This window comes from Streptomyces sp. NPDC000941, assembly GCF_053599555.1.
This window is the reverse complement of sequence record NZ_JBSFMM010000086.1, coordinates 22342-45030: the sequence shown is the minus strand read 5'-3', so window position 1 is coordinate 45030 and position 22689 is coordinate 22342. Positions and strand designations below refer to the sequence as shown.

General features: G+C 71.8%; 18 protein-coding genes. 2 read left to right on the top strand and 16 right to left on the bottom strand.

What is annotated here, in order from left to right:
* Positions 1–1204: outer membrane protein assembly factor BamB family protein (locus tag ACWDSL_RS26330; RefSeq protein WP_450489379.1), on the top strand; the 1204-nt coding region annotated here is incomplete at its 5' end.
* Between the two features lie 185 nt (positions 1205–1389).
* Positions 1390–2106, top strand: coding sequence for a phosphatase PAP2 family protein (locus ACWDSL_RS26325; protein ID WP_450489377.1), 717 nt, complete (start codon positions 1390–1392; stop codon positions 2104–2106).
* A 19-nt stretch (positions 2107–2125) separates the two neighbouring features.
* Here the strand turns inward: ACWDSL_RS26325 and ACWDSL_RS26320 are convergent, their stop codons facing one another.
* From ACWDSL_RS26320 to asnB, 16 genes are read right to left on the bottom strand one after another with little or no spacing between them, the layout of a single operon-like run.
* Positions 2126–3469, bottom strand: a complete 1344-nt coding sequence (locus tag ACWDSL_RS26320) for a glutamate-1-semialdehyde 2,1-aminomutase (protein ID WP_450489375.1) — start codon at positions 3467–3469, stop codon at positions 2126–2128.
* Positions 3470–3488: 19 nt separating this feature from the next.
* Positions 3489–4028 (bottom strand): dTDP-4-dehydrorhamnose 3,5-epimerase, encoded by a 540-nt coding sequence (rfbC, locus tag ACWDSL_RS26315; RefSeq protein ID WP_450489373.1) that lies wholly within the window; start codon positions 4026–4028, stop codon positions 3489–3491.
* A complete protein-coding gene (locus ACWDSL_RS26310) occupies positions 4025–5263 on the bottom strand; it encodes a polysaccharide pyruvyl transferase family protein (RefSeq protein WP_450489371.1) in 1239 nt (412 codons plus the stop codon). Before ACWDSL_RS26310 ends, rfbC begins: the two co-directional genes overlap by 4 nt.
* Positions 5260–6207, bottom strand: coding sequence for a glycosyltransferase family 2 protein (locus tag ACWDSL_RS26305; protein ID WP_450489369.1), 948 nt, complete (start codon positions 6205–6207; stop codon positions 5260–5262). Before ACWDSL_RS26305 ends, ACWDSL_RS26310 begins: the two co-directional genes overlap by 4 nt.
* A complete protein-coding gene (locus ACWDSL_RS26300) occupies positions 6204–7496 on the bottom strand; it encodes a hypothetical protein (RefSeq protein WP_450489381.1) in 1293 nt (430 codons plus the stop codon). Before ACWDSL_RS26300 ends, ACWDSL_RS26305 begins: the two co-directional genes overlap by 4 nt.
* 5 nt (positions 7497–7501) lie before the next feature.
* Complete coding sequence (locus ACWDSL_RS26295) at positions 7502–8785, bottom strand: DUF4910 domain-containing protein (protein ID WP_450489367.1); 1284 nt, start codon at positions 8783–8785, stop codon at positions 7502–7504.
* Positions 8773–9798, bottom strand: a complete 1026-nt coding sequence (locus tag ACWDSL_RS26290) for an NAD-dependent epimerase/dehydratase family protein (RefSeq protein WP_450489365.1) — start codon at positions 9796–9798, stop codon at positions 8773–8775. Before ACWDSL_RS26290 ends, ACWDSL_RS26295 begins: the two co-directional genes overlap by 13 nt.
* A 3-nt stretch (positions 9799–9801) precedes the next feature.
* Entirely contained in the window at positions 9802–10449 is a 648-nt protein-coding gene (locus tag ACWDSL_RS26285; protein ID WP_450489363.1) for a PIG-L deacetylase family protein, read from the bottom strand.
* Positions 10446–11240, bottom strand: a complete 795-nt coding sequence (locus tag ACWDSL_RS26280; RefSeq protein ID WP_450489361.1) for a glucose-1-phosphate cytidylyltransferase — start codon at positions 11238–11240, stop codon at positions 10446–10448. The genes ACWDSL_RS26285 and ACWDSL_RS26280 overlap by 4 nt, the downstream gene beginning before the upstream one ends.
* Before the next feature lie 13 nt (positions 11241–11253).
* Positions 11254–12528 (bottom strand): class I SAM-dependent methyltransferase, encoded by a 1275-nt coding sequence (locus tag ACWDSL_RS26275; RefSeq protein ID WP_450489359.1) that lies wholly within the window; start codon positions 12526–12528, stop codon positions 11254–11256.
* Positions 12525–13733: a glycosyltransferase gene (locus tag ACWDSL_RS26270; RefSeq protein ID WP_450489357.1), complete on the bottom strand. Its 1209-nt coding sequence runs from the start codon at positions 13731–13733 to the stop codon at positions 12525–12527. The genes ACWDSL_RS26275 and ACWDSL_RS26270 overlap by 4 nt, the downstream gene beginning before the upstream one ends.
* Before the next feature lie 11 nt (positions 13734–13744).
* Positions 13745–14995: an O-antigen ligase domain-containing protein gene (locus tag ACWDSL_RS26265; RefSeq protein WP_450489355.1), complete on the bottom strand. Its 1251-nt coding sequence runs from the start codon at positions 14993–14995 to the stop codon at positions 13745–13747.
* A 1-nt stretch (position 14996) separates the two neighbouring features.
* Positions 14997–16523 carry a right-handed parallel beta-helix repeat-containing protein gene (locus ACWDSL_RS26260; protein WP_450489353.1) on the bottom strand — a complete coding sequence of 509 codons (1527 nt, stop codon included), beginning with the start codon at positions 16521–16523 and terminating at the stop codon, positions 14997–14999.
* A gap of 12 nt (positions 16524–16535) precedes the next feature.
* Entirely contained in the window at positions 16536–18521 is a 1986-nt protein-coding gene (locus ACWDSL_RS26255) for an alginate lyase family protein (protein WP_450489351.1), read from the bottom strand.
* Positions 18518–20734 carry a bi-domain-containing oxidoreductase gene (locus ACWDSL_RS26250; RefSeq protein ID WP_450489349.1) on the bottom strand — a complete coding sequence of 739 codons (2217 nt, stop codon included), beginning with the start codon at positions 20732–20734 and terminating at the stop codon, positions 18518–18520. Before ACWDSL_RS26250 ends, ACWDSL_RS26255 begins: the two co-directional genes overlap by 4 nt.
* An 18-nt stretch (positions 20735–20752) precedes the next feature.
* Entirely contained in the window at positions 20753–22687 is a 1935-nt protein-coding gene (gene asnB, locus ACWDSL_RS26245) for an asparagine synthase (glutamine-hydrolyzing) (protein WP_450489347.1), read from the bottom strand.
* Positions 22688–22689: the final 2 nt, after the last annotated feature.

Genomic DNA, 22689 nt, shown 5'->3' with positions numbered 1-22689 from the left:
GGTGCTCGCCGTCGCCGCGGCCGCCACGGGCACCGCGCTGATCCTCCGGTCGCGCGACGGCGACGGGGACGCGACCGCCACCCCCGAACTCTCCTGGACCACGGACCTCCCGCAGCCCGGTATGTCCCTCCTCGCGGTGACACCGTCCACCCTGCTGTGCGCCGGGGAGACCTCGGGGGTCTGCGTCGACCGGGCCACCGGCAAGCACTTGTGGCAGGACCTCAGCGGCCAGAACACCGACGCCATCGCCGACAACAAGCGCGTCTACACCGTACGCACCGACGGCAAGGTCCACGCGTTCGACAGCCGCTCCGGGAAGGAGCTGTGGACCGCGTCCCCGGCCGGGGCCGGCGCGCCGGAGATCGAGTTCGCGAACAGCTCGCTGCTCGTGACCAGAAGCGACGGGCGCCTCCAGGGCATCGACGCGTCTTCCGGTGCGGTGCGGTGGCAGACCCCGGACATGGGCGGACCCACGGTCGTCGGCACCACCCGGGCGGACCAACTGATCGTCTGGGGCCGCGAGTCGAACACGTCCACGACCGCGATCCTCAACGGATACACCGCCATCGCGTCGGACACGGGCGACCGCCTGTGGTCCAAGGACCTCGTCGCCCTCTGTACGCCGTCCGAGGGCGAGGTGCTCTACGCCATCGACGGCGATATGCGGCTGCTCGCCCTCAAGCCGGCCGACGGCGACACACTCTGGAGCAAACCCACAAGTCTCCCACCGACGAACAGTACGATCCTCGGCTGGCAAGGATCCCTGGAGCTGCGCCAGGGGACCCTGTTCTGCTACCCGGCCACCGGAGCCGCCGGCGCGACCGGCGGGCTGCTCGCCGCCTTCGACCCGAAGACGGGCAAGACTCTGTGGAGCGTGCGGACCGCTGCCCGGGGGACGCGGGGCTACGACCGGTCCGGTGACACAGTCTGCTACCTCGACCAGGTCCTGCACGCGGTCGACGCCCGGACCGGGGCGAAGCGCTGGACGGCAGGCTCCGGCCTCGGCGAGCTGCAGTTCCTGGGCGCCGTACGCGACCTCTTCCTCCTCGCGGGAGAGAAAGGACTCTACGGCTTCGACGCCGGCACCGGCCGACAGGTCTGGCACCATCCCGTCAGCGGTGGCTCCGGCTCCTGGTCGGCGGTCCCCACCGGCGACCACGTGTTCGCCAGCTGGTCCGGCAAGCTCTTCTGCTTCTCGGTCTGACATAAGTGTTGACACATGGATTTCCGACGGCCGTTTGCCGCGCCGCATTGTTGGTAAGGGTGGTTCTCGGGGTGCGGCAGCGCGGTGGCGGCGGGTGACATGGCGCCGGCCCCGACGGGAGGGGGAGGGGTGCATCGCATCTGCCGGATGGTCTGCGACGGTGTGCGACCGGACGCGGTGGGCGTGTGACCGGCCGGTCGGCGCCCGCGGTGCTGGCGCCATCGCTGCGCGGGTGGCTCGGGCTGATCGCAACTCTCGCCGGGCTGGTGGTCGTCGTGCTCGGGGTCCTGTATGCCGGCGACAGCAAGCCCGGCGCGGTGGACGCGCGGATCGGGACGGCGCTGTACGGTGTCGGGCCGCCGTGGCATCACGTCGCTCTGGCCACGGACTTCTTGGGGGAGCCCGGGGGAGCGGCGGCGCTGGTCGTGGCCACCGTGACGGGCTGCCTGCTGCTTCGGTGTCCTCGCGCGGCGGTGCTCGTCGTTGCCGGTGTCGGCATGACCGTGGGGACGGCCACGGTGCTCAAGTCCCTGGTGGGTCGCACCATTCACGACGGGAACCTGTCCTACCCGAGCGGGCACACCGCCTTCCTCACCGCGCTCGCCCTCGTGGTGGCGCTGCTCGCGACCGGCCGGCTCGGCCTCGGCAGGACGGCCGGCACATTACTCGTGCTCGCCGCGGCGCTGGTTGCCGGCGCCGCCATGGGCTGGGCGCAGGTCGCCCTGGGCGCGCACTACCCGACCGACGTCCTCGGCGGCTGGTGCACCGCGCTGGCGGTGATACCGGCGGCCGCGTGGCTGGTCGACCGGACGGCTGACCGGCGCCTCGATCGGATGGCAGGTCGGACGGCCGGTCGGACGGCCGGTCGGGTGGCCGACGCCGGTCGGCGGGAGCGTCGCTGACGTCACGTCATATCAGGTATCACGCCAAGCGGCGGAATACGGGCTTCACCGGCCGTCCGCCCAGCCAGGGGGTGGGGTCAGCGGCGTCCAGTGCCTTCCGGTACACCGCACATGCCTGGGCCACCACGTCGACGGTGTGATCGATGTCGGCGTCGTCGAGCGCGCTGCTCACCACGAACGACGGGGCCAGCACCCCGCCCGCGAGGAGCCGGCGCAGGAACAGGGTGCGGTACCGCTGCGACGGCTGCCCGTTCTCGTCGAGGGTGGCGAAGACCAGGTTGCTGGCCCGGCCGCGGACGACGATGTGGTCGCCGACGCCCATGCCGGCCGCGGCCTCGCGGACACCGGCGGCCAGCCGCTCGCCGAGGGTGTGCAGCCGCGCGGTGACGCCCTCTTCGGCGTAGGTGGTGAGCACGGCCATCGCGGCGGCCAGGGAGTGCGTTTCCGCGCCGTGCGTGGTGGACAGCAGGAACACCCGGTCGCCGGAGTGACGCAGCCCGCCCAGCTCCATCAGATCGCGGCGCCCGGCCAGCGCGGAGACGGCGAATCCGTTGCCCAGCGCCTTGCCGAACGTGGAGAGGTCGGGGACGACGCCGTACAGGCCCTGGGCACCCGCCTCGGACCAGCGGAAGCCGGTGATCATCTCATCGAAGATCAGTACGCAGCCGTGCCGGTCGGCCAGCTCGCGCAGGCCGGCGAGGTAGCCGGGAGGCGGCTCGGTGTGGGTGGCGGGTTCGAGGATCAGGCAGGCGACCTCGCCCTGGTACCGGCTGAGCAGCTCCTCCGTGGCGGCCAGGTCCCCGTAAGGGAACGCCACGGTCAGCTCGTTGGTCGCCGCCGGAACACCGGCGGACATCGGTGTGGTGCCGATGAACCAGTCGTCGACGGAGAAGAACGGATGGTCGGCGCAGATGGCCACCCGCGGGCGCCCGGTGGCGGCGCGGGCGAGGCGCACCGCGGCGGTGGTGGCGTCGGAGCCGTTCTTCGCGAACTTCACCATCTCGGCGGTCGGCACCGTGGCCAGGAAGCGTTCCGCGGCCTCGACCTCCACGATGGACGGCCGGACGAAGTTGCTGCCGCGGTCGAGTTCCCGCCGCACCGCCTCGATCACGCGTGGGTGGGCGTGGCCGAGGCTGACCGACCGCAGGCCGGAGCCGTACTCGAGGTAGCGGTTGCCGTCGATGTCCCATACGTGGGCACCGCGGCCGTGGCTGATGACCGGGGCCAGATTTTCTGGGTACTGGTCGTCGCCCTTGGCGTAGGTGTGCGCGCCCCCGGGGATCATGGCGTGCAGCCGCTCGTTCGCCAGCCGCGACCGGGGCAGGAGGAACTCCTCGGTGTTTTTGGTGTTCTCGGTGGCCACGCCAACCTCAACTCTCTTTCTACTTCAGGGCCTCGGCGAGGCTCGGCGCCTCCCGGTCCCGCTGGGACATCGATGTGACCGGCAGCGGCCAGGGAATGGCGAGCTCCGGGTCGTCGAAGGCGATCGTCACGTCCTCGGCCGGATCGTGCGGGCGGTCGATCCGGTACGAGACGTCGGCGGTTTCGGTCAGCGCCTGGAAGCCGTGCGCGCACCCCGCCGGGATGTACAGGGCCACCTGCGTCTCGTCGGACAGCTCGAAGAAGGCCCGGTTGCGGTATGTCGGCGAGTCCGTCCGCAGGTCCACGACGACGTCGAAGATCCTCCCGTACGAGCACCGCACCAGCTTGGCCTCGCCGGCGCCGGAGCGCAGGTGCAGGCCGCGCAGTACGCCCCCGACCGAGCGGGACAGGCTGTCCTGAACGAAGGCGTCCGGGTCGAGACCCACCGAGCGGACCACGTCGGCGTCGAAGGTGCGGCAGAAGAAGCCGCGCTCGTCGGCGTACGGCGTCGGCTCGAACAGGTACGCGCCGGCGATCGCCAGGACTTCGGTCGCTTTCATGGAGACTCCTGCCGAGCGTGGGCGTGGGTGTGGTCGGCCGCCGGGAACAGGGTCGTGGTCAAGGCCGTGAACTGGTGGGCGAGTTGCTGCGCGGCGGCCCGGTTCCGCTCGGTGAGGGTCTGCCGTAGCTCCGCCGCATGCTTCTCCAGGTCCCGGAACTGTTCGAGCAGCCGGTCGGCGTCGACCTCGCGCGCCGGGTGGCAGTACGCGGCGAGGCCCATCCGCGCCATGAGCGCGTCGCTCTTCGCCGCATAGCTGAGGGCGAGCACCGGCGTACCGGTCTTCAGCGCGCAGATCAGGTTGTGGTAGCGGACCGCCACCACGGTGTCGGCGGCCGCCATCTCCTTCATCAGGTCGGCCAGTGAGGCCGGTTCGGCAGCGGTGACCAGCGGCGAGTCCACCGCGTCGAGGATCGCGGCGACCACCGACGCATCGCACTGGTCGCCGGTGAGCAGCCGGACCGGCCTGCCCTCCTCGACCAGCGTGCGGACGAACCGGATCGTCCCGTCGAGGTAGCGCCGGTATATCTCCTCGGCCCGGGCGCGGTCGTCGTTGCCCCCGTGGAAGTCCATGACGCCGAGGCAGACGGGACCCGGCGAGCCTGTGGGCGTGCTCGCCGGTGGTGTCGGCAGGGAGAACGCGAGGTCCGGGTAGACCTCGTCGCGCGCGGTGTCCACGCCCATCGCCCGCATCGCGTCGCGGGACTGGGCGTCCCGGTACGACCGGTACGTGGCCAGCCGCGCCGACCAGCGCACCAGGGCCCGGGTCGGCCGGTTGCGGATCTCGGCGGCGCCGACGCTGACCAGCGCGACCCGGGTGCGCAGCACCCGGCCACTCGCGCAGAGCAGGAACAGCGAGTACGGGAAGCCCCACGGCCGCAGCGGCAGCGTGGCCTCCAGGACGCCCATGCCTGGCACGATCACCACGTCGTGCCGGCGCACCCAGGCGGCGGTGCGGAAGACGTCGACGAGTTTGCCCAGACCCTTCGCCACGATCGCGCCCGCACGCGACGCGGTCCGGTACTCCGCGCGGTTCCAGTGCAGCCGCGTGGCGGGGATCCCGAACCGGGCCGTCACGGCCTCGGGCCCGCCGCACAGCGCGGACACGACCGCCTCCGGGTGCTCGGCGCGGAGATACCCGAGCACGGCCTCCAGCGACCCGTCGTTGCCGAGGTTGCCGGAGCCGAGCAGGCCGAACACTCCGACACGCACCGGGGTTTCCTTCGCGGGCGTCATGCTCGCCTCCCCTCGCGGCCGGCGACCAGGGCGTCGACGGAGACAGTGAGCCGGCCCGGGTCGACCGGGGCGCGGTCCTCGACCCGTTCGCCGGCGCCCGGCCGGGTCCGGCTGCTCATCCAGGCGGCCAGATGGCGGTAGCACGCGCGCCGGTCGGCCGGGGACAACGGCGCCCGCCGGATCGCCGCGACGAAGCCCCAGACGTACTCGGCGAGCAGCCGGGGCGTCGGGTGCAGCGGGCCCGCCCGGCGCGGGTCCAGGTTGACGCATCGGGAGCGCTTGGAAGGGTTCGCCCGCTCGGCGCGGGTGGGGTGGTCGCGGCGGAAGTACAGCAGCTCCGGCACCTGGTGGAAGGGGCCGTGCAGGGTGATCTCGGCGACGAACGTGCGGTCCGCGTGGTGGTAGCTGTCGAGCGGCTTCACCCGGCGCAGCGCGTCGGCCCGCAGCACTCCGTAGAAGTCGTCGCCACCCGGCTCGAACAGCAGACTGCGGAAGCGCTCCGGCGGGTGCGGGGAGTCGGTGGCGAGCCCGTACTCGTACGGGACCTTCACCTGACCGGCGCCGTCGATGACCGCCTGGCCGGTGTGCGCGAGGATCACGTCCGGCCGCTCGTCCAGGGCCTCCACGCAGCGCCGTAGCAGGTCCCGGGCGTACAGGTCGTCGTGCGAGGCCCACTTGAACAGCTCGCCGCGGCATTCGGCGAACACACGGTTGTGGTTCGGCGTGGCGCCGATGTTCCGGGGCAGCCGGAGGTAGCGGATGCGTGAGTCCTGCGCCGCGTACCGGCGGCAGATGTCCTGGGTCGCGTCGGTCGAGGCGTTGTCGGAGATGACCAGCTCGAAGTCCTCGTACGTCTGGCCGAGCAGGGCGTCGAGCGACTCGGCGAGGTACTCCTCGCCGTTGTACACGGGCAGGCCGATGCTCAGCCTGGGTCGGTCGGTCATGAGGTCCTCTCTCCGGGGACGGGGTTGTGGTGGTGCTCGCGCAGGGCGGACCGCAGCTGCAGCCACCACACGGCCGAGCTGCTGACGGTGGCGGCGGCGACGCCCCAGGCCGAGCCGACCGTGCCGGCGACGGCCGCGCCGCCGAGCCCGCCGCCGACGTAACAGGCGGAGGCGAACAGCTGGCAGCGCAGGCTGCGCCGGGCCGCGCCGAGCGCGCGCAGCCCGGCCGCCGCGCCGGTGCCCAGGCCCGCGCCCGCGACGCCGAAGGTGATCGGCACGATGAGCTCCGCGGCGGAGTGCCAGACGCCGCCGAGTACGAGCTCGCCGAGCCGGTCCGGCACCAGTAGCAGCGGCGCGCCCCAGAGCAGCGCTGCGGCGGCCTGCCCGCCGCCCAGCAGGAGACAGAACGTGCCGAGGCGGTGCGGGGCCTGCCGCAGCACCCGCGCCGCCTCCGGGACGGTGACCAGGGACAGCCCCATCAGTACGGCGAGGAACGGGCCCATCAGGAGCTCGGCGCCGCGCACCGCACCCACCGCGCCGAGCCCGACGATCGCGCCGAGCCCGTACGCCCGCAGCTGGCTCGCGCCGCTGAGGCTGACGTTCTCGACCAGGTACCGGTAGCCGAGATCGCGCTGCGCGCGGAGCCACCCGCGCGCCCCGGCCATCCGGGGCCGGATGCCGGACTGGAGGCAGCCGTACGCCGCGGCCACCGCGGCGGACGCGCCCCAGGCGAGCACAAAAGCGGCCACGCTGCCCACGCGGGCGGCCACCACCATGGCCGGGACGAGCGCGACGCCCCACACGAGGTCGTTGACGAACGCCTTCCGCCCGGTGCCGGCGGCGAAGAACGCGAACCGCCAGGCGTCCTGCAGCAGCAGCGCCGGCAGCATGACGCCGAGGACGGCGAACGCGGTCCCCACGCTGCCGCCGAGGGCGAGCCCGACCACCAGACACGCCGCGCCGAGGGCGGTCCCGACGCCGAGCGCGGTACCCGACGACCGGGCCACCGCCCCGCGCCAGGACGTGTCCGGCACGCCGCTGAAGCGCACCACGAGCGGGTCGGTGGCCAGCCCGCGGGAGACGTTGAGCACCACGCCGTAGGTCACCCAGGCCAGGCTGAACACGCCGAACGCGGCAGGCCCCAGCGAGCGTGCCACGTAGACCCCCACCGCGAAGTTGCTCAGGCTGGAGGCCGCCTGGTCGGCCAGTCCCCAGGACAGCCGGCCGACCATGGCCCGCTTGGCGGTCGGGGCCGCCGATGCCGTCGCCTTCTCCCGCTCGGTGGTCATCGGCGTCATGCCTTGATCAGCCCGGCGCCGTGCAGGGCGCCGGCCGCGGCGGCGACGGTGTCGAACGGCAGCCCGGACCGCTCGGCCACGTCCAGCAGACCGTGCTCGCCGTCGGAGAGGCTGAGCACCCAGAGCATGGCCATCTGGGCCTGCTTCGCGTCGCTGCGGCCGCCGAGCGAGTCGTACAACCCACGCCGGCCCAGCTGCGGCTCGCCGTAGGGGCTGAGGTTGACGTACCGCCGGTTGCGGTCGAGGACGGCGAATGCCTCGCGGCAGACGGCGAGCGTGTCCGCCATCGCCTCCGGGGAGACGAAGTCCAGGTTGTCCGCCGAGGTGTGGTACTCGGGGTAGTCGGCGTACGGGGTCCGGCTGAGCGAGCCCACGCCGAGATCGAATCCGGGCGAGCAGAACTGCCGCTCGTCATAGCCGTACGGAGTGAACTCGTTGACCTGGTGCGGGCGTTCGGATGCGGCCAGCACGTGCCGCATCACCCGGTCGATCTCCGCGTCGCCGCGCCTGCTCTGCTTGTACGTCAGTTGGCCCCGGTCGCCGGCGCAGGCCAGCACCAGCCCGTGCTTGATCCGGGCCACCCGCTCCGCGTTGCGGGCCAGCCAGGTGATCGCCCCGATGGTGCCGGGCGCGAAGATGAACCGGTAGGTGTAGTACGGGGTTTGCTCGGCCAGCGCCCGGGCCAGGAACGTCGCCACCGCGATGCCGGCCAGGTTGTCGTTGGCCAGCGACGGGTGGCAGACGTGGCAGGAGACGATCACCTCGTCGGCGATCTGCCCGGGGACCATGTGCTCGGCGTAGGTGAGGTGGCCGTCGGCGAGAGTGGAGTCGATGCGCACCTCGTAGTCGCCGTCCGGCAGCGCGTCCAAGGTGTCCTGGGCCAGGCAGAACCCCCACTCCGGCTGGTAGTAGCTGGTGCGGTACGGCACCCAGCTCGGGTGGTCCGGCAGGGTGTGCAGATGCGCGCGCAGCTCGGCCAGCGGCATGGTCGCCGACACCGGCACGCTGTAGCCGAGCACGTGCAGGCTGGACGCGGCGAAGTCGACGACCCGGTTGCCGGCGGTGTCGGCGATGTACGCGTCCCGGATGTTCCACTCCTGTGGCACCGTCCAGTCGAGCACCTGAGTCCCGGTCGACACCTCGTGCACCCGCAGTGGGACGTACTCGCCGACGATCTCCAGGGTGGCGCGCACACCATCGCCGGTGATGCTTCGGCACAGCGGGTACAACCGCTCCACCAGCGCGTGCATCTGTTCGCCGGCCGTGGTCATCGGCGCCACCGCAGGGTGTCGTCGACGGCGCCCGCGTCGGACGCCGCGCGCAGCACGGCCAGCCGGGTGAAGCGTTGTTCGAAGTCCTCCCGGGTCAGCCCGTGTTTCCGGTAGGCGTCGGCGAGTTCGAGCGCGCCCTGCTTCACCGTCCACTCGCATTCGAAGCCGGGCACCGCGGCGCGGAACCGGGAGAAGTCCACCCGGTACGACCGCGGATCGGCACCGGTCTCCCCGGTGATCACCACCTTGGAACCGGACACCGCCTCGGCGACCTGCCCGGCGATCTCGGCGACCGTAACGTTGTTGATCTCGCTGCCGATGTTGAACGCCCGGTCGTGCACCGCTTCCCGCGGTGCGATCAGCGCGGCCGCGAAGGCCCGGGCGATATCGGCGGCGTGCACCAGCGGGCGCCAGGGGGTGCCGTCGGAGAGCACCAGCACCTCGCCGGACAGGAGGGCGTGGCCCACCAGGTTGTTCAGCACGATGTCGGCGCGCAGCCGGGGTGAGTAGCCGAAGGCGGTGGCGTTGCGCATGAACACCGGGCTGAAGTCGCCGTCGGACAGCGCGTGCAGATCGTCCTCCACCCGTACCTTGGACTCCGCGTACGGCGTCACCGGGCGCAGCGGGGCGTCCTCGGCCACCAGGTCGTCACCGCCGGCGGCGCCGTAGACCGAGCAGGTCGACGCGTACAGGAAGCGCCGCACTCCGGCGTCGCGGGCCAGCCGGGCCAGCCGCACGGACGCATGGTGGTTGATGTCGTAGGTGAGATCCGGCGCCAGCGCTCCCAGCGGGTCGTTGGACAGCGCGGCCAGATGGATCACGGCGTCCACCCCGGCCACGTGTTCCGCCGTGACATCGCGCAGGTCCACCCGATGCCCCGCCGGGTCCGCGGGAGTCGGGCCCAGCACACAGGCGGCGAACAGGCCGGCGTCAAGGCCGACGACCTCGTGCCCGGCGGCGTTGAGTACCGGGGCCATCACGGTGCCCAGGTAGCCCTGGTGTCCGGTCAGCAGTACGCGCAAGGTTCATTCCCCCAGGTTGAGAGTGAGTTTGGTGACGGCGAACGCCTCGGCGTAGCGCGCGTGGCATTCGATGCCGCGGATCCGGGCAAGACCGAGGAAGGCCTCCCGGTCGTACCAGGGCCGGTGCCGCTGCGAGGGGTAGTGCTCCTGCAGCAGCCGTACCTTCTGTTCGGCGATCTCCGTCGACAGCGGCTGGTACGCCACCGGGCGGTCGAGATCGCCGTCCCACTTGGCGATCTCGTAGCCGAGGACCAGGTGGTCGCGGAACGCGGTGGGTATCAACTGGGCCAGGCCGCGGTGGTCCTGGTGCGCGTCATCGGTGCGCGGGGCCAGTACGAGCTCCGGCTCGGTCCGCACGCGCAGCTCCTCGACCGCGGACTTGGCCTCCTCCCAGTGCGCGGGCAGCCGGCCGTCCGGCAGCTTGTGCACGGTCAGCCGCAGGTCGGCGCCCGGGCAGAAGGCGGCGAGCGCGGCTCGCTCCTCCTGCTCCCGGTCGGTGCCGCCGCCGGAGAGCACCAGCGCGTCGACACGGATGCCCGGCCGCGCGAGGCACAGCGTCAGCAGTGTGCCGCCGGCGCCGATGGCTATGTCGTCGCAGTGCGCGCCCACCGCGACGATCCGGTCCAGGCGCCCGGCGCCGAGCCGGATCACGCCCGCGCTCCGGCGATGTCCCGTTCCCACACGGCCCACGGGCGGTCGCCCCGGGCGTAGGCGGCGTCGAGCGCCGCGCGCTCCTTCACGGTGTCGGTCGGCTTCCAGAAACCGCGGTGCCGGTGCGCCACCAGCCGGCCGCGCTTGGCCAGTTGGGCGCATCCGTCGGCGACCAGGTCCCCGTTCTCCGGGATGTGGTCGAAGACCTCCTGGCGGAGTACGAAGTAGCCGCCGTTCTCCCACAGCGGCAGTTCGCTCACCGGGGTGATGCCGCCCACCAGGCCGTCCTCGCCCAGGTCCACGCAGTGGAACGAGGACTGCGGCGGCACCACCATCATCGACGCACCGGCGTCGCGCCGGGCGAACCGGTCGATCATCTCCGGCAGCGGGGCGTCGGTGAGCACGTCGGCGTAGTTGGCGAGGAACATCTCGTCGCCGTCCAGGTGGTGCCGCACCCGGCGCAGCCGCTCCCCGATCGGCGACTCGGTGCCGGTCTGCACGAATGTGATCGTCCAGTCGGCTATGTCGGTGGACAGCAGCTCGGTCCGCCCGCCCCGCAGCACGAAGTCGTTGGACGTCGTCTCCTCGTAGTTGAGGAAGAAGTTCTTGATGTGGTGCGCCCCGTAGCCGAGGCACAGGATGAACTCCGTGTGCCCGAAGTGCGCGTAGTAGCGCATGACGTGCCAGATCAGCGGCCGCGGCCCGACCATCGCCATCGGCTTGGGCACGTCGTCTGCGGCACCGCTCCGCATCCGCATCCCGTAACCGCCGCAGAACAGAACGACCTTCATGCTGCTACCTCTTTCACGACGCGACCTCGACAATGCTCAGTTCCGGGATGGGAAAGACCAGCCGGCCGCCCCAGGCGTGCACGAAGGACAGCTGCTCGACCAGCTCGGCCCGCAGGTTCCACGGGAGGACGAGGACGTAGTCCGGTCTGTCGGCGGCTATCTGCTCGGGCGGCAGGATCGGGATACGGGTGCCCGGGGTGAACCTGCCGTGCTTGTAGGGGTTGCGGTCGACCGTGTACGGGAGCAGGTCGGGCCGGATGCCGCAGTGGTTGAGCAGGGTGTTGCCCTTGCCCGGGGCGCCGTAGCCGACCACCGTCTCGCCGCGCTCGGCCGCCTCGACGAGGAACCGCAGCAGGTCCCGGCGCACCTTGGCCACCCGAGCGGAGAACTCGGCGTACCCGGACAGCTCCTGCAGCCCGGCGGCCTTCTCCCGGGCCAGCACGTCGGCCACTTTTCCCCGAGCTCTCGGCTTCGCTCGAGCAGGGGAGACCCCATCACTCGGCTCGTCGGCCACCTCGGCCGGCCGGGCCCACAGCCGGATGGATCCGCCGTGCGTGGGCAGCAGCTCGACGTCCACGAGCGAGAGTCCGCCGCTCGCCAGCGCCCGGATCGCGGAGGCGACCGTGTAGTACTGGAAGTGCTCGTGGTAGATCGTGTCGTACTGGTTCTCCTCGATCAGGGTCAGCAGATGCTGCACCTCGATGGAGACCCAGCCGTCGTCGGCGACCAGGGCGCGCAGCCCCCGGGTGAACCCGACCACGTCGGGGATGTGTGCGTACACGTTGTTGGCCACGACCAGGTCCGCCGGGCCGTGTTCGGCGCGGACGGCCGAGCCGGTGTCCGGGGACAGGAACTCCGTGAGCGTCGGCACACCAACGTCCCGCGCCGCGGCGCCGACGTTCACCGACGGCTCGATGCCCAGGCAGCGGATCCCGCGGTCCACCACGTGCCTCAGCAGGTACCCGTCGTTGCTCGCGACCTCGACCACGAAGGCGTCGGGGCCGAGACCCACCCGCTGTACGGCGTCGGCGACGTATGTGCGCGCGTGCTCCACCCAGGAGGTCGAGTACGAGGAGAAGTACGCGTACTCGCTGAACGTCTCCTCCGGCGTGATCAGCGGCGGGATCTGCGCGAGCCAGCAGTCGGTGCAGACCCGCAGGTGCAGCGGGTACGCGGGCTCCGGCTTGTCCAGTTGGTCCGCGGCGAGAAAGCTCTCACACGGTGGCGTCGCCCCGAGATCGACGACGCTCGCCATCGCTTCCGAGCCGCAGAGTCGGCATCGTGTCATCTATTGCCCCCCATTGATTCCGTCCGACCCGCGATCGCGGTGCGGTACCCCTCCACCAGGCGCTCAAGACCGACGGCCGGGCTGAAGCCCTGCTCGTAACGGCGCCGGGCCGCCTGCCCCATCTCCCGGTTGCGGTCCGGTCCGGCCGTGATCCGGCGCAGGCAGGACGCGAGCGAGGCGGGCTCGCCCGGCCGGTGCAGCAGCCCGGTCACCCCGTCCTCGACGAGTTCGACGAAGGCGCCGTGACCGGCCGCGACGGCCGGGACCCCCGCCGCCATCGCCTCCACGACCACCAGGCCGAACGCCTCCAGCCACGTCGAGGGAGCCACCACGGCGACCGACCGCGCGATGGCCTGCCGGCACTGGGCCGTGTCGTACAGGCCGACGTACCGCACGTCGTCCCGGCCCGCCGCCCAGGCGGTCACCTCTCGCTCCAGCGGCCCCGCTCCGGCGACCACGAGCGGCACCCCCACACCGCCGCTCGCCGCGATCTCGTCCCACGCGGCCATCAGCAGCCGTACGCCCTTGGCCTCCGCGAGCCGGCCGAGATAGAGCAGATGCTCGCCGGCGCCCGCCCGGCGGGCGGCAGGGTCGGGCACGAAGTTGTGCTTCACCGCCAGCCGCTCGGCCGGCATACCGGCCCGCACCAGGACGTCGCGCTGCGCCGCGGAGATGCAGAAGAACCGCTCCACGCCGGACCACCACCGCCGCCGGTTGACCGACAGGCTGACCGCGAGCGGCACCGTCGCCAGCCGGGAGCCCCGGTAGCAGCCGTGCCTGACGGCGGGCAGCGGCGCCGACCCGACGCACTCGGCGCACGGCCGGCCGTCCCGCTGCAGTGTGCCGGGCGGGCAGACCTGCGTGTAGTTGTGCAGCGTGGCGACGGCGGGCACACCGGCGTCGGCGCAGGCGGCCAGCACCGCTGGCGACAGGAGCGGGAAGACGTTGTGGACGTGCACCACGTCCGGCCGCTCGGTGCGCAGCCGGTCGGCGAGCCCCCTGCGGACCGCCGGGTTCCACGGCACCAGCAGCGGTACGGCGGCCTTGCCCAGCAGGGAACGGGCGGCGATCTCGTCGCTGCGCCGCTCGAACACCTCGACCCGGTGGCCGGCCGCGCGCAGCAGCTCCACCTCCTGGTCGACGACCTTGTTCTCCCCGCTCGGCTGCGCCGAGGCGTAGCGGTTGTGCACTACGAGGACGTGCATGCCGTGCATGATCAGGTCACCTCCGATCTCCGGGCCCATCGCGGGACGCGTCGTCGAGGAACTTCGGGCGTCGGGACGGGCGTGGCCGGGGCAGGTGCCGCCAGCAGCGAGGCGGCCCCGGCCAGATGCAGCAGATACGGCGAGGCGTCGCCAAGACCGGCCTCGGTGTACGACGCGATCGCGCAGTAGCTGATCAGGAAGATCGCGCAGGCCCGCTGCAGCGACGGTGGCCGCAGTAACGCGACGCCACCCAGCACGATGATGATCGCCGCCACGAGGACGACACCGAGCAGACCCTGCTCGTTGTAGACGGCCAGCCAGCTGTTGTCGATCGGCAGCCCGCCGAACGACTTGTCGCCCAGGCCCACGCCGAACACCTGCTCCACGGTCGTCCGGGGCGCTGCCAGCAGGGCGTCCCAGACCTTGGCCCGACCGGTGAGGCTGGAGAAGTTCTCCTTGCTCTGCCCGCGCAGGAACCACGCCTGCAGCGCGGAGCCGAGCGCCACCGCGGCCACCGCGGCGCACAGCACCGCCCGGGTGAAGAACCGGCGGGCGGCGGCGCTGGTCAGGACGAGCGAGCCGATCGCCAACGCCAGCCCGATGAACAGGCCGAGCGTGGCCGTCCGGGTATGAGTCAACGCGAGCAGGACGAGTGACGGCACGATGACCAGCGCCGCGCTCGCCCTGTCGGTCCGGCGGCCCAGTACGAGCAGCACGGTGAGCCCGATGATCACCGCGGCGTACTGTCCGATCTGCGGCGGCGTGAGCGGCCACAACGCGCCGACCAGCCGCCCGCCGTAGAGGTCGGGCATGGCCGCGCCCGGCGAGACGACCAGACCGGCGGCCACCGAGCCGAGCACCGCGAAGTACATCCGGATGTGGTGCCGCACGAACGTCAGACCGCCGTCCCACCAGCGGCTGAGCAGCCACAGCGTGCCGACGAAGAGAGCCAGCCGGGCGCACCGGAACAGCGCGCCGAACCCGGACTCCAGGTGCGCACTGGAGATCACGCTCGGCACCAGCAGCAGGGTGAGCAGGAACAGGAAGGCGCTGGCCCGGATGCGCAGCCGGAGATTGAGTACGAGCGCCAGCGCGAACGCGGTGACCAGCGCGCCCATGGTGACCAACTGGATGAGGGAGCGGGGCAGCGGGACGATGGTCTTCGCCCCGGCGGAGCCGAGCGTGTTGAGGATCAGCAGCCCCCAGACCGTCCCGACGATCCTCGACGTGTGAGACGTGTGGGACGTGTGGTCGGTGCTCATCTCAACCACCGTCCCGTGCGCGGAAGGTGCTGCCCGCGTCCTGCCGGTACGGCGTGCTCTGCCACTGCCAGGAGTCGAGTGTCCGGCTCGGGTCGTGGGCGACGAACTTCCATGGCCCGAGGTAGACGTTGTCGTGCCAGCGGTTGTGCTGCTTGCGGGTGATCGCCTCGGCCACCCGCTCGCCCTGGTACGGCGACCAGTCCGGATAGGTGCCGTAGTTGGCCAGCACCGCCATCCGGTCGCAGTTCACCGTGCAGTCGACGACCGATTCGTCCAGCACGAAGCGGTTGCCGTGGATGTCCACCCGCTGGGTCTTCCACCGGCAGTCGGCGTAGAGCGGTGCGGTGGCGATCGCCGGCTGTGCGCAGCGGTCGGTGTTCTTCACCAGCAACGTGCAGTCACCGGAGGAGGTGTTGGCCGGGCTGTTGCAGAACCGGTCGGCGTTTTCCCACAGGGTGATCCCTGACCAGTTGTTCTCCAGCACGTTCCGGTAGATCTCGATCTTGTCCGTACGGGCCCGGATCCGTGGTTCGCCGCCGGACTCGGACAGGTAGATGGTCGGATACGGGAAGTTGTCGCCCCGGTCGGCGTACCTGCGGCCCTCGACCCAGTTGTTCCGCCGGATCGTGTTCTTCCGGATGACCGCGTTGTAGCTGGTCTCGTAGATCAGCGCGGCACCGTCGTTGGCCTCGAGCACGTTGTTCTCGATGCGGAAGTCGTTGTTGTTGGTGTCCGCCCACAACCCGGCTCCGCGGTTGTCGTGCACCCAGTTGCCGCGTATGTCGGCGCCGTTGACGGCCCAGAACTTGACGCCTCCGGTGCAGCCGCAGCCCGGCCGCCGCCGCTCCCAGTCGTCCCTGTTGTTGCCCACGATCTCGTTGCCCTCGACCACCAGACCGCTGATCCGGCCGGTGGCCTTGTACGCGTTCATGCCGTACTGACCGTTGCCGCGCAGGCAGCTGGCGCGGACCCGCTGGCGGGCACCGGCCATCAGCCCGGCGCCGGAGTTGTTCTGGATCGTCGCGTGCTCGATCAGCCACCCGTCGGCCGAGTCATGGTTGACCACGCCCTCGTCATGCGGCGCGACGAAATCCTGCACGGTCAGGTAGCGGATGGTGACGTTGCGGGCGGTGCCCCCGAACGCGTACTGGTTGGTCTTCCGGCCGTCGAGCACCGCGCCCGGCGCGCCGAGGTAGCTGTCCCCCTCCTTGGGGATGACCTGGGCGTAGCGGTCCGGGTCGAGCCGGTGCTTGCCCGGTCGAAGCCAGAACGTGGTGTTCGGGGGGCTCTTCTTGGTCTTCGCGGCCAGGTCACCATCCACCGCGGGGTCGACCGTCACCGCGCCCGCCGGCGCCTTCGCCGGCCCGGCCGCGGGCTTGGCGCACACCCGGGCCACGGACGTGGACGGCGCAGCGGGCGGCTTTGACCTTGCGCCCGGCGTGCTCTCACAGCCGGTCGCCGCCAGCAGGGCCAAGGCCAGCGCCAGCGGTGCCGCCGGAATCGCCCAGTGCCGCCACTTGATCCCCAAGTGTCCTCCTCCCTAGCCGCGGAACCTGAGTACGGTGGTGAACTCCCCCAACAGCGCAGTGCCGTCGGCGAAGCCGGTGCCGACCAGCGTCGTGGTGGGTTCCTTGCGCCCGAAGCCGGCGGAGTACCAGCCCAGCGGCGGGTCACTCTCGCCGCGATGCGCCCGCCAGCGCAGCTGCCCGGGCAGGTCGAGCGCCGCGGAGCGGTCCTCGCCGTCCCGGGTCCAGGTGAGCGATGCCCGGTTCCCCACCAGGTCCGCGGCGATCGCCGGGCCGAGGTGGAACGCCAGGCGCACGGCCCGGCGCGGGCCGCGCACCTCGTCGACCACCCTCAGCTCCTGGCTCGCTGCCGTCAGCTCCACCCGGCGGCGGTGCACGGAGCGCTGGTAGCCGTCGTGCTCGGCGCACCAGCGGGCCGTCCCCTCGTCGGAGGCGCCGGAGGTGTCCACGGCCAGGACGTGGCTGCGGGCATGCCGCGTCCACAGGAACGGGCCGCCGGAGAGGGACTGGTCACCGCCGTCCAGCTGCAGGGTGTTGTGGCCGAGGGTCGACCGGAAGTACTGCCGCCACTCGGGCTGCCCGTGGTAGCAGAACGTCCCCGGGTCGGCGAGCACATCGACCCCGTCGTGCCGGACCTCCACGGACAGCGCGTCCGCGTGAGCATGCGCGGCGATGGACAGGAACCCGTGCGGACCACCGTCGCAGCGGCACCAGATCTCCGCCGGACCGCGCAGGATGGTAAGCCCCGCGTCGGCGAAATGGGCCGGCCGGCTTGGCGGGCGGGACACGGCCGGTGCGGTTCCGTTTTTCGCGTACGGCCGGATGAGCGCGGCCAGCAGCGGGGTACGCACATCGGTGCCGGTCACCGTCGGCCACCAGGCGAGCCGGCCGAACACGGCGTCCCCGGTGGCCAGCAGCGAGGCCCAGCGGTCGGTGCCCGCGCCGTCCACGACCAGACCGTGCCCGTCGTCCGCGTCCCCCTGGCGCGGCGGCCGCAGCCGGTTGTCCACGACGGCCGCGAGCGCGTCGGTCATCCGCAGCAGCACCAGCCGGACCGACGCGGGGACCGGCACGCCCGCGGCATCCGCCTCGGCCACCGCGGCCAGGCCGAGCTCCAGCACCAGTCCGTGATACTCGGTGGCCAGCTCGCGGTTGAGGCCGGAGTCGAAGGTGTTGCTCCGCAGCTGCCGCTCCAGCGACCGCAGCGCGTCTGCTCGCCAGCGCGCCGAGGCGGGGAACCACCCGAACGCGCAGGCCGCGGCCAACTGCCCGGCGGTCTCGGCGATGACGTGGTTGTTCGCCGAGGACCCCCGGCTGGGGAAGGCGGCCAGCCAGCGCTGGTGGTGCCAGATCTGGTTCAGCGCCACCGGGTTGCCCTCGAACAGAGCGGCCACGCCCGGCCAGCCGTCGAGCAGCCGGCGGATCCACACCCAGGACAGCAGCCGGATCCCCAGCTCGATGCCGCTGGTCCAGTGCACTCCGCGCAGCGGCGCGTTGCCCGCCCACCACGACCGCAGATGCTCGGCCACGCGCCCGGCGTACCGCTCGTCCCCGGTGATCGCGTAGGCGGCGGCGAGCTGGGTGAGGTACTGATGCCGGGACGGCTCCCAGATCTGCTTGATGTCCCCGACCGCGTCCTCGTTCCGGTACGGCACGTCGAAGGCGTAGCCCCACGGGGCCCGGCGCCCGGTCTTCGGGTCGTACCACCAGTCCGGGTCGGCCAGGTCGTCGCGGACCACCCCGAAATACTCGGCGTGCCCGGCCATCAGCCGGTCCGCCTCGGCGATGAGCCGCTTCGCGGCGTCCGGTGGCACCGCGGCGATCGTCCCCGCGGGCAGTACAGCGGTGAACCGGGCGCCGGTCACGCTCGGGCAGTCCGGCCGCGCCGACCGCCACCGCCGCCTGCGCACCGCGTCCCCCACCCGGCCGCCGACCTCCCGCGGCCCCATCCGGGACAGCCGCCGCAGGTACCAGCCCGGGCTCCCCGAGTTCACAGTCATCGCGCCCTCGCCAACGTCACCGGCGCGCCGCCGGCCAGGCCGGTCCGCACGGCGAGGGTGGCCGCCGTGGTGGCGACCAGCGACTCCAGCGGCACCGGCATCGGTGCGCCGGTGCGCACGGCCTTGAGGAACGCGGCCAGTTCGGCGGACTGGCCCTTGTCCCGGGCCTTGGGCAGCCGCGAACTGACCCACCGCTTGCCGCTGGCCCCCCTGTCTGCAAACAGCGAAGCGCGGACGAAGTCGTCGAGCCGCAGCACCTTGCCGTCCGCGATCAGGTCCAGCGTCTCCTTGGGGAAACCGGCCGGGCCGGTGGTGACGTAGCTGATGGTGGCGGTGGACCCGTCCGGGTAGCGCAGCACGACCTGAATGTCACCGCTGCCCTCGTTGCCGGACGTGGCGACCGCGTACACCGAGACCGGGTCGGCATCGAGCAGCCAGCTCGCCGTGTCGATGAAGTGCCCGCCCTCGCCGGCGAACCGCGAGCCCTCGGTGCCTTGTCGGAGGTACCAGCTGCCGTGCTGCAGCCGGCCCGCGTTGACCAGATAGCGCAGGCTCGCCGGGCCGGTCCGGGCGCCGAACCGCTTCCTGGCCTCCTGCAGCAGCGGCGCGAAGCGGCGGTTGAAGCCCACCTGCAGCCGGTCGTTGCCGGACTCCTCCACCGCCGCGAGCACGCCGGCCAGCTCGTCCTCGGTGAGGGCCAGGGGCTTCTCCACGAACACCGCCTTGCCGGCGAGCAGCGCCTTCCGGGTCAGTTCGGCGTGCGAGCTGTGCCGGGTGACCACGAACACCGCGTCGATGGACTTGTCGCCGAGCACGGCGTCGAGATCGGTGGTCGCCTCGGCGAAGCCGAACTTCCGCTGCGCGTTGGCCGCGGACAGCGCCGTCGTGGTGACGACGGTCGACAACTCGACGCCGTCGCGCCGTGCCAGGTGCGGCAGCAGCATCGACGTCGCGTAGTTTCCCGCGCCGACGAACGCCAGCCGCACCGGCGCCTTGGCGGACCCGGCCGGGGTGGACACTCCACCGCCGGGTCTCTTCACCGCGGGCACGGCCACCGCCGGGGCCTCCGCTTCCGCAGCTCGGCTGGGGTGGCCGGGGTACCGGAACAGCACAGCCACGGCCTTCAGATCGCCGTCCTTCAGGTGCTGATACGTCTCGACGGCGTCATCGAAGTCGGCCACGTGGGAGACCAAGGGCTCCACGTCGACGCTGCCGCGGGCGAGGAGATCGAGGAAGCACGCCAGGTTGCGGCGCTCGGTCCAGCGCACATAGCCGATCGGGTAGTCCCGCCCCTCGAGCTCGTACTCCGGGTCGTAGCGCCCGGGGCCGTAACTGCGGGAGAACCGGACGTCGAGCTCCTTCTCGTAATACGCGTTCCACGGCAGGTCCAGACGGCACTTGCCGATGTCGACGACCCGGCCGCGGTCCCGGCACAGCCGGGCGGCCAGCTCGACGGGCTGGTTGCTGCCACCGCCGGCGGCCAGGTACACCTGGTCCACGCCGTGACCGCCGGTGAGCTCGGCGACGGCAGCTTCCACGGCCGAGGACGCGGGATCGCCGCAGGCCGCCGCGCCCAAGCGCTCGGCGAGCTCGCAGCGCACCGGGTCGGGGTCGGCCCCGACGACGCGGACTCCCGAGGCGGCCAGCAGCTGCACCACCAGCTGCCCGATCAGCCCGAGGCCGATCACCAGTGCCGTGTCGCCGAGCTGCGGCTCGCCGCGGCGGACGCCCTGCATCGCGATCGACCCGACGGTGCCGAAGGCCGCGTGCCGCGGCGCGAGGCCGTCCGGTACCGGGGTGTACAGGTTCTTCGGCACCCAGTTGAGCTCGGCGTGCAGTGCGTGCTCATTGCCCGCGCAGGCCACGAGGTCGCCGACCTTGACATCGTCGATCCCGGCGCCGACCTGCTCGACCACCCCGCACAGCGAGTAGCCCAGCGGCGTGTAGGAGTCCAGCTTGCCCATCACCTTGCGGTAAGTGGCGCCCACCCCGTTGGTGGCCACGCTCTGCATGACCTTGGCCACCTGGTCCGGCCGGGAGCGGGCCTTGCCCAGCATCGACATACCGGCCTCGGACACCTTCATGAGCTCGGTCCCGGTGGAGATCAGCGAGTAGGCGCTGCGGACCAGCACACCGCCCGGCTTGCACCCCGGCACCGGCACGTCGAGCACAGCCAGCTCGCCGCTCTTGTAGTTCTGCACAACCTGTTTCACCCGAACTCCTCTGAATTCCTAAGCCGTTAACCGAGTGCTCTGGCCGGACCCAGAGGTCGCGTCGCGATACCAGTACTCGAGGGTCAGCACATGCCACAGATGCTTGGAGAAGTCCCGCTGCCCGGCGGCGTCCTCGGCGACCATGCGGGCCAGCGCGTCTCGGCGCAGGAACCCGTCCCGTACGAGCACACCGTCGTGCACCACCTCGCGCACCAGCGGTGCCAGATCCCGGCTCATCCAGGCCCGCAGCGGGGCGCTGAACAGGCCCTTGGGCCGGTAGACGATCTCCTTCGGCAGGATCGAGGTGGCCGCCTCCTTGAGCACGGCCTTGCCCTGCCGTCCGACGATCTTGCGATCGCCTGGCACGGCGAACGCCGCCTTGACCACCTCGACGTCCACGTACGGCACCCGCACCTCGGTCGAGGCGGCCATGCTGGAGCGGTCCGTGTACGTGAGGTTCAGGCCCGGCAGGAACATCCGGGCGTCGCCCAGGCACATGCGGTTGACGAAGTCGTCGAGGTTGTTGTCCTGGTAGATGTCCGCGTGCTCGGTGAGCACGTCCTCGACCGTCCCGGCCAGGTCCGGATCGAGAAGGGCGAGCAGCTCGTCCTGGTCGTACATGGTGTAGCTGCGCCGGAACGCGGTCTCCTCCGGCAGTTCGGCGAAGGAGAGAAACCGCTTCGCGAAGCGCACCGACCGGTACCCCCGGCGGGCCGTGGCGACCGGCAGCCGGTCCACGGCCCTGAACACCCCGCGCCGCAGGGGCCGCGGGACGCGCTGATAGCGCAGCGCGATCAGGTTGGCCAGGTGCTTGCGGTAGCCGGCGAACAGCTCGTCGGCGCCCATCCCCGAGAGCATCACCTTGACCCCGGCCTCCCGGGCGGCCGAGCAGATCAGGAACGTGTTGATCGCGGCGGGGTCGCCGATCGGCTCGTCCAGGTGGTACGTCATCCGCGGCAGCAGATCGAGTACGTTCGGAGCGATCTCGATCTCATGCAGGTCGACGCCGAACCGCTCGGCCACCCGCCGGGCATAGCGCAGGTCGTCCGGCATCGCCTCGAACCTGGCGTCCTCGGCGCGGAACCCGATCGTGTAAGCGGAGATCCCGGGGCGGTCGCGGGCCGCCAGCGCGGTCAGGTAGCTGGAGTCGAGACCGCCGGAGAGGAAGGTCGCCACGGGTACGTCGGAGAGCAGGTGGCGCCGGGTCGACTCCTCGACGATGGCGGCCAGGTCCGGCTGCTCACCGTCCCGGGCCCGCTCCCGGGCCTCGGCGGCGACGTCCTTCAGATGCCAGTACCGGCCGCGCTCCACCCGGCCGTCGGGCCGTATCCGCAGCCAGCTCCCCGGCGGCAGCTTCTCCGCTTCGCGGAACGCGCACCGTGAGTCCGGCACCCAGTAGTACAGCAGCGAGGCCACCAGCGCCGCATGGTCCACCTGCAGCGACCCGCCGGTCACGGCGGCGAGCGCCTTCAGCTCGGAGGCGAACACCAGACCCTCGCCGCGCCGGAGCAGGAACAGCGGCTTGATGCCGAGCTGGTCGCGGGCGAGCACCAGCTCACCGGTTCGCTCGTCGAAGATCCCGAACGCGAACATGCCGCGCAGCCGGGGCAGACAGTCCGTGCCCCAGCGCCGCCAGGCCTCCAGCAGCACCTCGGTGTCGGAGGTGCCCCGGAAGCGCACCCCGGCGGCTGCCAGCTCGGCACGCAGCTCGGGCGCGTTGTACAGCTCGCCGTTGTACGTCAGGACGAGGCCGCCCGAGACCATCGGCTGGGCGCCGGTCCCGGACAGGTCGATGATGGCCAGCCGGCGGTGCCCGAGGTGCACTTCGCCAACGCCGGCGGCGTGGCTGTACCGGCCCGCCCCGTCCGGACCGCGGTGGGCGAGCGTATCGGTGAGCCGGTCGGTCACGACCTTCCCGTCCGGCCATCGGTAAGTGCCTGCGATGCCACACATGT